This is a genomic window from Bifidobacterium aesculapii, assembly GCF_001417815.1.
GTDB lineage: Bacteria > Actinomycetota > Actinomycetes > Actinomycetales > Bifidobacteriaceae > Bifidobacterium > Bifidobacterium aesculapii.
Genome location: NZ_BCFK01000068.1, coordinates 1 through 15,113, shown reverse-complemented (window position 1 = coordinate 15,113; position 15,113 = coordinate 1). Strand labels below are relative to the sequence as shown.

Annotated in this window: 10 protein-coding genes and 1 tRNA gene; 2 read left to right on the top strand and 9 right to left on the bottom strand. The window is 62.3% G+C overall.

The window, feature by feature from the left end; translation table 11 throughout:
* Positions 1-27: 27 nt before the first annotated feature.
* From BFAL_RS09095 to BFAL_RS09075, 5 genes are all read right to left on the bottom strand, one after another.
* A complete protein-coding gene (locus BFAL_RS09095) occupies positions 28-858 on the bottom strand; it encodes a F0F1 ATP synthase subunit delta (protein WP_055428065.1) in 831 nt (276 codons plus the stop codon).
* A 28-nt stretch (positions 859-886) separates the two neighbouring features.
* On the bottom strand, positions 887-1,405 hold the full coding sequence (locus BFAL_RS09090; RefSeq protein ID WP_174514774.1) for a F0F1 ATP synthase subunit B: 519 nt from the start codon (positions 1,403-1,405) through the stop codon (positions 887-889).
* Positions 1,406-1,460: 55 nt separating this feature from the next.
* Positions 1,461-1,691, bottom strand: a complete 231-nt coding sequence (gene atpE / locus BFAL_RS09085; RefSeq protein ID WP_004219171.1) for an ATP synthase F0 subunit C — start codon at positions 1,689-1,691, stop codon at positions 1,461-1,463.
* Between the two features lie 52 nt (positions 1,692-1,743).
* Positions 1,744-2,556, bottom strand: a complete 813-nt coding sequence (atpB, locus tag BFAL_RS09080; protein ID WP_055428063.1) for a F0F1 ATP synthase subunit A — start codon at positions 2,554-2,556, stop codon at positions 1,744-1,746.
* A 429-nt stretch (positions 2,557-2,985) separates the two neighbouring features.
* The gene (locus BFAL_RS09075; RefSeq protein ID WP_055428099.1) at positions 2,986-4,020 is read right to left on the bottom strand and encodes a homoserine O-succinyltransferase; all 1,035 of its coding nucleotides are present in this window, start codon (positions 4,018-4,020) and stop codon (positions 2,986-2,988) included.
* 158 nt (positions 4,021-4,178) lie between these two features.
* On the opposite strand from BFAL_RS09075, the gene BFAL_RS09070 reads away from it, so the two are divergent.
* A tRNA-Met gene (locus BFAL_RS09070) sits at positions 4,179-4,255 on the top strand.
* A gap of 148 nt (positions 4,256-4,403) precedes the next feature.
* Here BFAL_RS09070 and BFAL_RS11650 read toward each other — a convergent pair.
* Complete coding sequence (locus BFAL_RS11650) at positions 4,404-6,383, bottom strand: hypothetical protein (RefSeq protein WP_055428062.1); 1,980 nt, start codon at positions 6,381-6,383, stop codon at positions 4,404-4,406.
* A 593-nt stretch (positions 6,384-6,976) separates the two neighbouring features.
* On the opposite strand from BFAL_RS11650, the gene BFAL_RS09060 reads away from it, so the two are divergent.
* Positions 6,977-9,220, top strand: a complete 2,244-nt coding sequence (locus BFAL_RS09060; RefSeq protein WP_055428098.1) for an alpha-1,4-glucan--maltose-1-phosphate maltosyltransferase — start codon at positions 6,977-6,979, stop codon at positions 9,218-9,220.
* Positions 9,221-9,329: 109 nt separating this feature from the next.
* Here the strand turns inward: BFAL_RS09060 and BFAL_RS09055 are convergent, their stop codons facing one another.
* The 3 genes from BFAL_RS09055 to BFAL_RS11645 form a co-directional block, all read right to left on the bottom strand.
* Positions 9,330-12,179, bottom strand: a complete 2,850-nt coding sequence (locus BFAL_RS09055) for a beta-xylosidase family glycoside hydrolase (RefSeq protein ID WP_152973615.1) — start codon at positions 12,177-12,179, stop codon at positions 9,330-9,332.
* A gap of 210 nt (positions 12,180-12,389) precedes the next feature.
* Positions 12,390-14,711, bottom strand: coding sequence for a family 43 glycosylhydrolase (locus BFAL_RS09050; protein WP_152973614.1), 2,322 nt, complete (start codon positions 14,709-14,711; stop codon positions 12,390-12,392).
* Between the two features lie 197 nt (positions 14,712-14,908).
* Positions 14,909-15,113 (bottom strand): hypothetical protein (locus tag BFAL_RS11645; RefSeq protein ID WP_236691726.1); only part of this gene is annotated, 205 nt, incomplete at its 5' end.

Here is a 15,113-nt window from a genome sequence, read left to right as displayed (position 1 = left end):
GCGTATGGGGATGGGGTCGGTCCCGGCTCAGTTCGCGCCGGCCTTCACCGTACGATGCAGATGTTCGAGCTGTGCGACCACGGTGTTGTCCGTGACCTCGTCGCCGACCTGGACGCGCATGCCGCCCAGCACGGACGGATCCACCACGGAATTGATGTGCACCGTGCGTCCGACCTTCGCCGAATAGATCTTCTCCAGGCGGTGGATCTGTTCGCTCGTCAGCGGGGTGGCGGTGGTCACGGTGACCATCGACTGCCCCATGTGGCGCGTGAACTTGTTGATCAGCCACTGGATGGTCTCCAGGTAGCGGCGGCGGCGCAGGTTGCACGTGGCGTGCTCGGCGAGGCGCATGGTCACCTTGTTGAGGCCCTTGCCGCCGAACAGCTCGCGGAACAGCGCGACGCGCGCCTCGCTGGTGGCCTGGTCGTCGTACAGCTTGGCGCGCACGACCGGCAGGGTCAGCAGGGCGGAATTCAGCTGGGAGAGCTCGATGGACACCTTCAGCGTGGCGCCGGTGGCGTCCGCGTAGTACATCATCGCGTCGACGCCGAAGTCCTCGACGGCGTTGGCGATGTGCCGCGCCTTGCTCCAGCGGCGGCCGACCAGATCGGTCATGATCTCCATCGTCATCGGGTGCACGCGGTCGCCGACGAGCGTCCTGACGACGGCCACCTTGTCGGCGACCGGGCGGGAAGGATCGGTCAGCGCGCGTTCCAGCGCGATGTTCTCATCCAGCACACGGGTGATCGTGAACAGTTCGTTGCCGATCCGCCACGCGTCCTCACGGGTGTCGCGCAGCTTCGGGGCCAGCGAATCACGCGACTCGCGGTCTGCAATACGAGATGCCTCTCCTCGCATGGTCACCTCCCTTTCTCGTTGCGGATGTTCACTTCTTGGCGTCCAGATCGTCAAGCATCGAATCGATCATCGACGTCTGCACGTCCTTGTCCTCGAGCTTGGCGCCGAGAATCTTGCCGGCCAGAGCGGTGGCGAGCGTGCCGACCTCGCCCTTGAGCGAGACGAGGGCCTGCTGCTGCTGCGATTCGAGCGAACGCTGGGCGTTGGCGGTGATCTGCGCCGCATCGGCCTCGGCGCGGGTACGCGCATCGGAGACGATGTGGGCGGCTTCCGCACGGGCGTCGTCGCGGATCTTGGAGGCTTCGACGCGGGCCGAGCTCAGCTGGGCCTCGTACTTGGCCTTGGCCTCGTTGGCGTCCTTCTGGGCCTGTTCGGCTTTGGCGATGCCGCCTTCGATCTTCGCGGCGCGCTCATCGAACACGGCCTGGAACTTCGGCAGGAAGAACTTGTAGAAGAATACGGCGACGATGACGAGGATGATCAGAGACCACACGATGTCATAAGTCTCCGGCAGGAACAGCTCAACGCCGCTTGCCGCTTCGGTCACCATAGCGTCTTCCTCCTTTCATGTCCTTGGAAATGCGTTTCTGATGGGCTTTCGATCACTGGAAGATGAACGCGGCGACGAAGCCGAGCAGCGCCAGCACCTCGACGAACGCCAGACCAAGGAACATCAGCGTCTGCAGACGGCCGCCGAGTTCGGGCTGACGGGCCGTGCTCTCGATGGTCTTGCCGATCAGGATGCCCAGACCAATGCCAGGGCCGATGGCCGCAAGGCCGTAGCCGACGACGTTCAGGTTGCCCGCAACCTCAGCGAGGGTAACGATATCCATGGTGGTTTCCTTTCTGGTTATTGCCGTGATAGCAACAGTTTCTAACCCTAGGTCAGTCGGCCTCGGGGAAGCTCATATTGATGTACGCGGTCGTCAGGATCGCGAAGATGTAGGCCTGCAGGCAGGCGACCAGCGCCTCGAACAGGAACATGAACATGCCGGCGGCGAATGTGATCACACCGAACGGCATCATCGCCTTGTTGGCGATGTCGATGAGGAAGAACTGCGTGGCCGACAGGCACAGGCCGAGGATGAGGTGGCCGGAGACCATGTTGGCGAAGAGTCGGATCGTCAGCGAGAACGGGCGGATGATGAGCAGCTCGAGCAGCTGGATCGGCGACAGCAGGATGTAGATCGGCGCGGGCACGCCCTTCGGGAAGAGCTCGTCGCGCAGGAAGTGGCCGAGGCCCTTCTCGCGGATGCCGGCGATCCAGTACTGGCAGAAGCACCACATGGCGAACACGAGCGGCAGGGTGATCGTGGCGGAGGCCGCGATGTTGAAGCCGGGGATGATGCCGCACAGGTTGAACACGAGCAGCGTGCAGAACACGGTGGTGACCATCGGCACGTAGCGCTTGCCGCGCAGCTCGCCCATCACCTGGTAGACGATCTGGTCGCGCACGAATTCGATGAGCCATTCGACGGCGCCTTGCCAGCGGCCGGGGATGAGCTTGACGCGGCTCGCGGTCACGCCCAGCACGACGAGCATGATGATGGTCGCGATGATGCGGACAAGGATGATTCGATTGATGGCGAACGGCGTTCCCTGGAACAGCAGTTCCGGAGGGAGAAAATCGTTTATGCTCGGGTATTCCGGCTGCGTCGCGCTTGCCAGCGTCCACGTGCCTAGTGCAGCACCAATCATTCGCGCCTCCTGCTTCTTCTGGTCAGGTGTCAGTTTAGACCAATCGGGCCGGCGAATGTGACACGTCAGTAACGTCCGTCGTCCGTCTTCCCTCTTCGGAGCCGTCGGCGCGGCATGGAGCCGGACCGGCATTCGGCTCCGAATGACTGACTGTGATTATTGGCCTGTCTTGGGACAATTCCAAATAGCCGGGAATCCGGCGTGTTGTCGCATTTAACGTTGCGCCGCCGCGGTTCGTCACGTGTCCGCGCAGGGGCGTCGCCGCTTTTCGTGACCATATTGTGACCATATCGACAGTCCACATAGTGACCATCATGCTGTCCGCCTGTCGAACTGCGACACGCGGCGCGCGACGCGCGGGACGTGTGGCGCGACGCGCACGCGACGTCCTGTCGCGCGTCGCGCACGTCCCGTCGCGCGAGACGCGCGTCAGCCGCGGATCACGCCGTATCCGTCGTACGCGAACGGCGCGAAATCGTCCTTGCGGGGGCCTCCCGGCTCGTGGCGGATGGACCGGTCCGTGCCTAGACGCTTCTGCGCACGCAGATCCGGCACCTCGCTCAAGTCGTACGGCGTGGTCTGGTACACCCAGTTCAGCCAGTTGCGCCACAGCAGGTTCGCGTGCGCGCGCCATGCGAACAGCGGTTCGATGGACGGATCGTCATGCGGGAAATAGTTGACCGGGAACGGCACGTTCGTCATGCCCTTCGCCATGTCGCGCTCGTACTCCTCGGCGAGCGTGTACTTGCCGTACTCCCAGTGCCCGAGCGCGAACACCTCGGAGAAGTCGCGCGTGGCGATGAGTCCCGGGCCGGACTGCGGCCCCCAGGTGAGGATCTGCAGATCGTGGTTCGCGCGCACGTCGTCCTCGTTCACACCGGCGAGACGCGAATGCGGCTGGAGGTCGATCTCGTCGAATCCGTTCGTCAGGAAGCAGTATTCGTCCTGCAGGTACTGCGGGAAGACGCCGAAGATCTTCTCGGCGTAGTCGACCTTGCGCACGCCGTAGCGTTCGTAGAGCGCGCCCATCGCGCCCCAGCACAGGTACATCGTGGAGAACACGTGCGTCGACGCCCAGTCGAGTATGGTCTTGAACTCCTCCCAGTAGTCGACCTGTTCGAACGGCAGATGCTCGACCGGCGCGCCGGTGACGACGAAGCCGTCGTAGTAGTTGTCGGCGAACGCGTCGAGATTCTCGTAGAACTTGAGCAGATGGTCGGCCGAGACGTGCGTGGACTCGTGCGTGGAGGTCTTCATGAAGTCGACCTCGACCTGCAGCGGGGATTTGGAGATGAGACGCAGCAGCTGGGTCTCCGTCTCGATCTTCTTGGGCATGAGGTTCAGGATCACCAGTTTGAGCGGGCGGACGCGCTGACGCTCCGCCTCGGGCTTCTCGAGCGCGAAGATGCGTTCCGAGTCGAGTATGGCTCTGGCCGGAAGGCCGCTGGGGATCTTGATAGGCATGTCTTCATTATGGCCGTCGTGCGGATATGCGGCATAATCCGCGGTCATACTTCTTTGTTATGGCCGATTATCATACGCGCGACACGCCGAAGACGCGAGAGCTTGACATATACGCTTAAGCCCGTATCTTAGATAGAGCTGTCACAAAGACAAGCCGTCGCGGGGTGGAGCAGCTCGGTAGCTCGCTGGGCTCATAACCCAGAGGTCCAAGGTTCAAATCCTTGCCCCGCTACCAATACAAGGCGCCGGGAATCACAATGATTTCCGGCGCCTTTCGTTTATTCTTCATACTCCGCGCGATTTTGGTGCGCAAATCACCCGATTGGCGCACCAAAATCGCGCGGAGATGGAGATAGAGAAGCCGGGGATGGAAGATATGGGGATTACAGGCTGCGGCGACGGATCACGGCGAGCATGAACGAGCCGACCGCGAGCGCGGAGACGCCGATGCCGAACGCCGCCGCCACGTTCACGCCAGTGACCGGCAGCGGTTCCTCGGGCTCGCACGGCTCCCTCGGTTCACCGGGCTCCCCGGGCTCGCACGGCTCCTCCGGTTCCGACGGTTCCTCCGGTTCGCATGGCTCCTCCGGCTCGCACGGCTCTTCCGGTTCACAAGGCTCCTCCGGCTCGCACGGCTCGTCCTCGGTCACGCGCGTGTGCTCCCATTTGTCGTCGTACCGGCTGGCGGCGGGCATCACACGGTCGTCGCCGGCGAACTTCCATACGAACACGTACCAGCCGTGCGTTTCGGCGATGATCTCGACCGGTTCGCCGTGTGCGTCGGGCGAACCGGCGCCCACGCGGATGCGCCCGTTGACGGCCGGATAGTCCCATGTGCCCACGAGCCGGTGGTTGGCGTCCTCCTTGGGTTCCTGGGCTCCTTCGGGTTTGAACGCATCGTCGTTGGAGGGGTCGTTCGGATCGCCCGACCACCATACGCTCACCTGGGCGAGCGGCTGATCGGCGCCGATCCCGTAGGTCTCGTCCCCGGCGAACGAGCCGTGGTCGTCCGGGAATCCGCTGACCGTGATCGTGTCGCTCAGATGCGACCCGACTTGCGCGGAATGTTCGGTCGCGTTCGATTCGACCTCCACTTTCGCACGGTTCGAGTTGCTCTCCGCGGCGTCGAGGAACGGCGTGACCGTGTCGGCGAGCAGATACCCTTTCGCCTTGTCGCTTTGCTTCGACGCGTCGAACGCCCACACCCAGGTGCCGATACCGCCTCGCGCCGGCGCCCGGTACGGTTCGCCTTTCTTCGTCTTCGCGTGGGCCGTCACCTGTTGCCCGGAGCCGGTGAACGTGGCCTTGCCCCACGCGGCGGGCGTGTAGCCGCGGCGTTCGACGCGCGCGAGGAAGTCCTCGACGCTTTCGCCCGCCTGTGGTTCCATACGGTCTACGAGACGGTCGGAGGCGATGTCGTCGAAGTAGTATCCGTCGGCGACGAACTCCATTCCTTCAGGCCAGTGGCTGTCGTCGCCGGTGGTGCCGGACGTCACCTCGTCGGCGACGGGCTGACCCGCGTCGACGATCTTGCTTGACGTGACGGTGGCGAGCGTGGGCGTGAAGTCCTTGCGCACGCGGAAGGCGACGCCCACGTTGGACACGCTGTCCTGCCTGCCGAATCCGATGTAGTCCTGGTTGCTGTCGAACCGTTCGAGACGCAGGTTCTCGTAGCTGGAGTGCACCTTCACCTCGCCTTTGCCGGTCGCGGACCAGGTGTGGCGTATCGTGCGTATGTCGGTGGTGCCGGTGACGACCGCGCCCGCCGCGTGGCCGTCGGACGCGTCGAACTGCGCGGGGCCTTCGATGCGCAGGCTGTATCCGATGCCGGCGATGGCCTCACCACGCGCGTTGACGACGCGCACGTCCACCCATCCGCTGCGGATGCCGTCGACCACATCCGATGTGACGCTGATGCCCGTGGGCACGCGCGCTTCGGCTTCGGCCCACAGTTCCGCCGCGCGGGCGTCGAGTCCGGGGTGTTCCTGTCGGATCTGGGCATAGTGTCGTTGCCATTGCGCGGGATTCGTGTCGAAATGATCGTGTACGAGGATGCCGATCGCGGCGTGTGTGCGTGCGTCGCGATGCTCCCTGTAGTGGTCGGTGAGCCATGCGATGTTCCTCGCGGCCTGACTGTCATCGACGATGCTTGACGAGCCGTAGTCGCTCGTGGACTTCTTGCCCGCTTCCATGCAGTAGACGAGACGCCCGTCGCCGGTCTTGCGGATGGCGCCGATGGAGAGCGTGTCGCCGTCGATGGCGTAGTTCAGGTACGTGTTGTCCGGTGGGAGCTGAAGCCCTGCGGCGAAGGCCGTTGGAGCGGCGCATAGCACCATCGCCGTCGCGGCGAGCAGCGCCGCCATGGTTTCGGCCGCCGCACGCGCCGCGTTACGGCAACCGTGCAGGATGCCGGCTTCCCGATGTCCGCCGCGAGGCCGTGGCCTCGACGCGCCCGGCGGGCCTCCCCGCGCGGACGCCGAACCGTGCATGGTTCCGTCATGTGAGACATCTGGCCTGCCATCGTGTTCCTCGAACATAACCGTTCCTCCCTGTCGTGGGGCGCCGCGCGGCGTCCCGTCCGTGTCGTCCGCGCTGACCGCCGGCGGACCCTTCCAGACTGGCAGACGCGCCCCATCGTGCGCCTGTTTTCCGGGGATTGTGGTCGGAGCCCCCTCGCCCGCGCGTGTTGTGGATAACCCCAAACGGTTGCTTATCCACATCGCGCCGATTCGGGGGTGCATATGGCGAGGTTTTCCACAAACGTTGTCGCCCTTCCACCGGGTTATCCACAGTGGCGGGCCTGCGGCCCCGAATATTGCGCATACCCGTCCCTACAATGGGTGCCGTGGCACATCCAGACCGTGCGTCCGTCCATATGACGACAGCGCGGTCACGCGTCAGAAGTAAGGAGGAGGTCGCCATGTCGAAGACGACCAGCAGCGAGATGAGTAACGCCATGGCTGATACGAAGGCAGCAGAGAGCAGTACCGCGGACGAGGCGAAGAAGGGCGCCCGAGCCGCGAAGACCACGAGGAAGCGCACTGCCACACATACCACTACGCGCAGGCGCAAGGCCGCGCAGCCGGCCCAGATCGCGGTGACCGTCGCGGGCGAGACCCCGGCGCAGCCGATTCCCGTCACCGAACCGGGCCAGTTCGGCCGCATCAACATCCTTGACGTCACCCCGAACGAGGAGCGCGGCATCTACCCGGCGCGCGTCGAACTCGGCGAACCGTTCGAGGTCACCGCACAGGTGTTCATCGAGGGGCGCACGAAGGTCGGCGCGACCGCGGTCGTGCGCAACCACCGCGGCAAGGAGATGCAGCGTCTGCCGATGACGTGCGTCAACGCGGGCCTCGACCGTTGGGCCGTGACCCTCACCTGCGGCGAGCACTCCGACGTCAAGCCGTGGGAGCCCGAGTTCGCGCAGGTCAAGCGTCAGCTCGGCGAGTGGAGCGTCACCGTCGAAGGTTGGGAGGACACCTACCGTTCCTGGCTGCACGACGCCGCCATCAAGGTGAAGGTGAACGACGATGTCGAGAACGCGCTGATCTCCGGCGCGCAGCTGCTCGACCGCTGGGCGCACACGCGCGACGCGAAGCTCAAGGCGCCGCAGCGCAAGGTGCTTGAGGAGGCCGCCAAGACCATGGCCGACAAGACGCTTTCCCCCGAGCAGCGTCTCGCCGCCGCCACCGGCGACGAGGTCGCCGCCCTGCATGAGACCAACCCGCTGCGCGACGGCCTGTCCGCGAGCGCGCCGCAGCGTTTTCTCGTGCAGCGCCCGAAGTCCAGCTTCGCCGCCTGGTACCAGTTCTTCCCGCGTTCCGAAGGCGCCTACGTCGATCCGGAGACGAAGAAGATCGTGCAGGGCACGCTGAAGACCTCCGTCTCCGGTCTGGAGCGCGCGAAGGCCGAGGGCTTCGACATCGTCTACCTGCCGCCGATCTTCCCGATCGGCGTGACGAACCGCAAGGGCAAGGACAACACGCTGGTCGCCGGTCCGGATGATCCGGGTTCGCCGTTCGGCATCGGTTCCGAGCTCGGCGGCCATGACACGGTCGACCCGCTGCTCGGCACGATGGACGATTTCAAGGCCCTGTGCGCGAAGGCACATAATCTGGGCTTGGAGATCGCGCTCGACTTCGCCCTGCAGTGTTCGCCCGACCACCCGTGGGTCAAGGAGCATCCGAACTGGTTCCGCACCAAGCCGGACGGCACGATCGCGTTCGCCGAGAACCCGCCGAAGAAGTATCAGGACATCTACCCGATCGACTTCAACGCGGACATGCCCGGCATCGAGCGTGAGGTCGAACGCGTCATGGATCTGTGGATCGAGGCGGGTGTGACGATCTTCCGCGTCGACAACCCGCACACCAAGCCGGTGCGTTTCTGGCAGGACGTCATCGCCGCCGTCACGAAGCGCCACCCGGAGGTGCTGTTCCTCGCCGAGGCGTTCACCCGCCCGGGCATGATGCGCGCCCTGAGCTACGTGGGCTTCACGCAGTCGCACTGCTACTTCCCGTGGCGCAACACCAAGGAGGAGCTCGAGGAGTACCTGCAGACCACGAACGGCGACGACGGCTACTACCAGCACAACACGTTCTGGCCGACCACGCCGGACATCCTCACCGCCTACGTGCGCGACAACGGCATCGCCGGCCACGCGGTGCGCGCGGTGCTCGCCGCGATGGGAAGCCCGAGCTGGGGCATCTACAACGGTTTCGAACTCATCGAGAACAAGCAGCGCCCCGGTTTCGAGGAGCAGCGCAACAACGAGAAGTACGAAATCAAGGTGCGCGATTGGGATTCGGCGGACAAGTACGGCATCGCCGAACTGCTCACCTCGCTGAACCGCATCCGCCGCGAGCATGTGGAGGCGTTCAGCTACCACAACCTGCATGTGCTGGAGACGAGCGATCCGAACATCATCGCGTTCGCGCGCCACACGCCGGCCGAGCTCACGAAGTCCGGCAAGCCGGAGACGCTGGTCGTGGTCGTGAACCTCGACTGCCACAACGCGCATCAGGCGACGGTCCACTTCGAGATGCCGGAGTTCGGCGTCGATCCGAAGTGGGGCGCGCATATGCGCGACGAGCTCACCGGACGCGATTTCGCCTGGAGCTGGGACAACTACGTCTCCCTCGCCCCGTGGGCCGATGTCGCGCACGTGTTCCACGTGGTGCACGAGTACGGCGAGTGAGCCTATTCGATTGACTCACTGACCCGTCTCGCGTAATCAGGGGATACGAAGGGGGTCGGTTCACACAGTGTGAACCGACCCCCTTTCGTATGTTCCGTGCGGATTACGGTCAGGCGTGACGCTTGCGCCAAACCGTCAGACCGACACCGGCAACGGCCAACGCCACCACGGCGCCGGACAGGCCCAGCACGGCGGTGCCAGTGGACGGCAGACGATGGGACGGCTGCTGATCCCCATCCTGATCGTCCTTGCCATCGTCCTTGCCATCGTCCTTACCGGCATCATCCTTGCCCTGATCGCCGTCACCGGGATCCGGAGTCGGGTCCGGACTCGGATTCGTGCTTTTCTCACGGTCGACCGCCAGTTGGGCCAACTGCACGGACAGCGCGCGCTGTGGCGCATCGACTTCGTTCTGCGTGGAGGGGTTGGAGACGAGCGCGGTCTCGGCCTTCTTCAGCAGTGTCTGCAGTTCGGCCCAGTCCTCCGCAGGATATTCGTCATGCCGCAGTGATTTTGCCTCGGCGATTGCCGCTTGCAACCGGTCGGTGGATACGGCTTTCCCATCGGCGCTAAGCACGTCGCTCAGGCTGTAGTAGTCGAAGTCCACGTAGCCGCCGGTGACGGCCTTGGCATAGTTGAACAGACCGATGCGGTATCCCTTGAAGTGGGAAAGGCTCCAATCGTAACCGAAGGGTCCCTGCTGCCCTCCCAACTCATTCCAGGTCCTGCCGTCGAGGCTGTAGAGGTATCGGATGGTCAGTTTGCCGCTGCTTTCGTCGAGCACGTTGTCGCTTTTGAGCCACACCTCGGTGTGATCTCCCAGTTCCACCGTGGTACCTTCCACGAAGGACTCGACCTTGTCACGGTCGATGGTGTCGTCGATGATGTTGCCTTCGGCGTCCTTCTTGCCGTTATCGTAGATGCGTTTCACCACGCCCAACGTGCGTTTGCCGTTTTCCTGACGCACCGCCGCGTAGGAGAAGCTTCGCGTGTAGGTGGCAATGCCCGCGGTATCACCGTCCTTCATGCCGCTTACGTCCATCTTGGTTTCGATGGACATGTTGCCTCCGAAGGTGCGTTGCGAAAGCATGTTACGGGCTGTTTCGAAGTAGGTGAGGTCGCCGTGCGTGCCCTTCATGTATTTTGCGGTCTTCGATACCGTGTGGCCGTTGGTCAGCCTCAGCCATCCGTCACGGTCCGTCAGAGACCAGTACCGATTGTCCGGGTTGTGCGCCCACTCCCAGACCATGTCGAGGTTGGAGCCGTTCGGCTTATACTCTTCCGGAACAGCGTATTCCTTGGTGCTGTCTCCCTTCATCGAGATATCGTCAACGAAGAAGTTCATCAGGTCGTTCGTCGCATCAGGGGTCGCCGTCCAGGGTGTTTCGAAGAACACTTCCGCACTGTCCGCGTCGAATTGTTCGGGCAGCGTGTATGTGCCGCTGATCTGCGTCCATTCGCCCTTACGCGCGTTCGCCGATGCCATCACGTAGGCCTTGTTCTTGTCCCGGATGGTGAAGTTGAACGTCTTGTTGTCCGGGCCTTCCTTGTACAGCACCCACGCGGATAGCTGATACGTGCCGCCTGCGATGACCTTGCCCTTCACCGATTGGGAGGGGCCCGCACCTGTCGCGGTTCGGTCGGTCACCTGCAGCGAGTTCGGCGCGCTGTGGTTGGTTGTGTAGCCGAGGGAGATCTTGGCCTGTTCACGTCCTTCCCAGCCGGATTGTCCGTTGACTTCGCCGTTGACGATCACTTCGCTGCTACCCGCTTCCGGAGCTTCTTCCAGCGTCCACCAGTCTTGGTCCTGATAGCTTTGATGCGGGGCGTCGTTGTCGAAGTCGTCGGAATTCACCACGCCCTGCAAGCGCACAAGACGCTCCAGTTCGTCCGGCAGGGCAATCGGCTTGTCGTAGACGTCGCCCGCCGTCACATGGTTATCGTCGCCGAAGACGGGCCATCCGTCGTCTCCCCATACGGCGGGAATCAGACCGGGGATGCGGCCGGTCGGATAGGTGTCGCGGAAGAAGAATCCCTCCCAGTGTGTTCCTTTGCCGTCCGGGTTTGCCACTTCCACCAGACTGCCTTGGGCGAATCCGCTGAGCGCGTACTTACGCGCCTCGTATTTTGTGCCGTCCAGCAGGTCGGTGGTCCGCAGCAGCATGACCGTGCGTCCGTCCTTGCCCCAGTAGATGGTCGGCGTGTAGTAGTAGTCGCCGATTTTGAAGACCTGCGAGCCTTCGAATCCGTGGGGCACTTCACCCAGCGCGTCCTTGAACTGTTCTGCGGAGATGATGTTCTCATGAGTCTCCACCACGGTCTTCAGATCGCTTTTGTCGAGCTTGTATTCGTTGACTCCGGAGATGATCCAAGGATCGTCATTGTCGTCGAAGTACAAGGACGGATCGTGGAATCCGCGTCCCAACGTGACTTTGGTCCAAGTTCCATGTTCGATGTCATCGGTGAAGTAGATGAACGCACCGCCCAAGTTATTGGTGTTGAACAGCACGTAGAACCGGCCGTTATGGTATCGGATGGACGGAGCCCACTCCCCTTCTCCGTACGAGCTGGCGCCATTGCGCAGCGAGGAGGCGTCGCTCATGGAGATACGGTCATAGACGTAGGTGACGATTCGCCAGTTGACCAGATCGTAGGATTTCATGATTGGGGCTCCGGGACTGAGCTCCATGGTGGTGCTCACCATGTAGTACACGTCGCGCCCTTCCTGGTTCTTGGGATCGTCTTTGGGCAGACGCATCACGCTGATGTCAGGCACGTCGGAGTTGAGCAGCGGAATCGAGTACGTGCCGTCCGCGTTGTCCGTCGTCGTGTAGCTTCGATCGGACGTGTATGGGATGTCCGCAGCCGATGCGGGGATGCATACCGTGGCGCCCAAACCTAACGTCACAGCGCTGGCGACCACGCCGGCAAGCCGGCGCAGCACAATGGATGTGTTCATAGATTCCCTTGTCGTATTTATCTCATGTTTGTGTATATGACAGTCCTACGGGCACAGTGGGAGGACGCGCCGGACCGTCAAAGTGGGGTTCGCCGCTGGAAGAAAAGACGACGAACCTCGTGACCGTCAGTGACGATCAAGCCGCCGCTGACGGAGACTCGTCAGGGGACGAAGACGAATTGTGGGCCGGACGCGCCGCTCCGCAATGGGTCATGCGCGGCGTTTGCGCCAAACCGTCAGACCGACACCGGCAACGGCCAACGCCACCACGGCGCCGGACAGGCCCAGCACGGCGGTGCCAGTGGACGGCAGACGATGGGACGGCTGCTGATCCCCATCCTGATCGTCCTTGCCATCGTCCTTACCGGCATCATCCTTGCCCTGATCGCCGTCACCGGGAGTCGGATCCGGATCCGGATCTGGATTGGTGGCATTCGCGGTGAACACGTAGCCGGTGATGTCAAACAGTTCCGGATTGGAATCGTCGTCCTGTGCTCCACGGAAGGTGAAGAACACGTTGTGTACGCCGTTCACACCGGACAGTTCCGCCGTGTAGTCGTTGTAGACGCCGCCGTCGCCAGCGGGGATATCCACTACGGCCACGGGTTCGGTGTCGGTGCCGTCAAGCCTCACTTCGATCCGGCCGCCAGCCTTGCCTGCCGCATGGACCGTGATGGACTTCGCGCCCTGCTCACCGAAATCGACCTGTGACAGCGACGTCCATTCGCCGTCGTTGATGTTGCTGAGCTTCTGCCCTTCCGAATTGTCCGCAGTCAGGTCGACCACGCGCACGCCGGATGACTTGTCGTAGGCGTCCTGAATACCGGAGTCCCATGCAATGGTGGAGGCGCTGATGCCGCCGTCCGGGTATGCGTCAAGCTTCCGGACCTGATCGAGCCCCTTCTTCGTCATCGGGATGTCGGCGATACTGCCGTCCTCGTTGATGGTAATCGGGTCGACATGCGTGTTGCGGTAGCCGCGTGCCTTATCGAGGTTGCCACCCTGCGTCAGCTCCTTGGCCACGGTCTGCGCGTGGTAGACCATGTACCAAGAGTCGCCGAGCCGGACCATCGCATGATGGTTGTTGCCGCCTACGTCGAAGTACTTGCTCGGGTTCTGCATGATCTCCCCCTGGTAGGTGAAGGGGCCCATCGGGTTCTTGGAGGTCATGTAGGCGATGTTGCCATAGCCGATGGTATGGCCGTCGATTACCTTGTCGTGACTGAAGTTCGTGCAGTACGAGTAGTAGTAGGTGTCGCCGATTTTGGCGATGCCGGAATCCTCGAACATGGCGGGTGCGTCGATGGGCTTCGCGTCGCCCACAGTGCTGATCATATCGTCGCCGAGTTGGATGACGCGAGCCGTGTTCGGATGCTCGCGCTGCCCCTCGGGCACGCCGCCGCCATAATAGAGGTAACCAGTGCCATCGTCATCGGTGAACACGGCCGGGTCGAACAGCCACACGACACCCTGCGCAGCCTGAGTGCCACCCTTGATAAGCAGTTCGCCACGCTCATCATGCCACGGCCCCACCGGAGAATCAGAAGTTAGCACACCAATGCCGCTGCCTCCATTAGCGAAATAGAGGAAGAACTTCTCTTTGCCATCGATGGTCTTATGAGTCACTGCCGGAGCCCACGAGTGCGAGGCCCACTTGGCCACACCCTGCTCTCCAGCTACACGGATGTATCCTTCATTGCGCCAATTGACCATGTCGGCGGTGGACAGCACGTTGATGGTCTTCACCGAACTGAAGGAGTTGTCTTTGATGTTGCCTTTAGAGTCATACTCGTAGTCGTAGGTCAACGATCCGTCCGCATTGACGGATGTGGCGTCGCCGGTGGTGTATACGTACACACGTCCGTCATACTCCATGGCCCACGGGTCGGCACCATACCAGTAGTCGATAATCGGATTCGATTCACCAATCTGCTTGGCCGCTTTGGCGGTTCCTTCAGGACGAACGATGGGTTCCGACGCGCTTCCGTTCAGCATGACGTCATCCACCAAGAAATCCCCGGTTTTGCCACTGTTCCACGAGGTCTCCACCACAAGGTACGGGCTCTCGTAGTCACCGTTGCCTGACAGTTCTGCGGAGCCTGTGACTTCCGACCACGCACCGGACTTCACTGCTGCGGTCGCAATCTGCCCGCAGCCACTGCCGTTGCCAGAGCAGATGGTGATGTTGAACACGGCATCTTCAGTGGATTTGACCCACATGGATCCCGTGTAGTTTTCACCTTTGGCCACTTTGCCGTTCAGAGACTGAACCACGCCAGCGTCGGTGGAGGCGCGACCAGATACTTTCAACGCGGTTTTGCCGCCATGTACGTCATCACCCACTGCGGCAATCTGCGCTTTGCTGGAATCCCATACGGTGCCCGGCTTCCATGCCGTGGTACCGCTCTCGAAATCACCGTTTTCCACAAGATTGACGCCTGCGGTCTCCTCGGCAGACGCCAAACCGTCAAGTGCGGGCAGGGAAAAAGCGAAGCAACATGCGATAGCAGCTGCCGACGCACTGATTTTCACTAGGGGGGGGGGACAGACATTTAGAATATACTCCTTCTTTCCGCGATACCGACTTCGGTATCAATTTGTCGAGTCGATGCAACTCGTACACACGTGCTCGGAATTCCTCCACACTGATTACCCTGTACGAAGAGCATCGTTACCCTCATCGTTCTCTCCAATGAGCGACAAGCGCTATTGTAGGAGTCTCCCACGTATCAGACCACTTCAATCCCAGTTTTGCAGATAACAGTTTGATAACATTTTCTTGCGCGCAGCGCGAAAAATACGCGCTTCACCATCATGTGTGGAGCAACATCGCACCACACATTCGGGGCAATCTCTTGTGTGGGGCAGAGATGTTCCACACAAGCACCTGAGCAATGTCGTGTGGAGCGCCAGTGCTCCACACAGTGAGCCCAA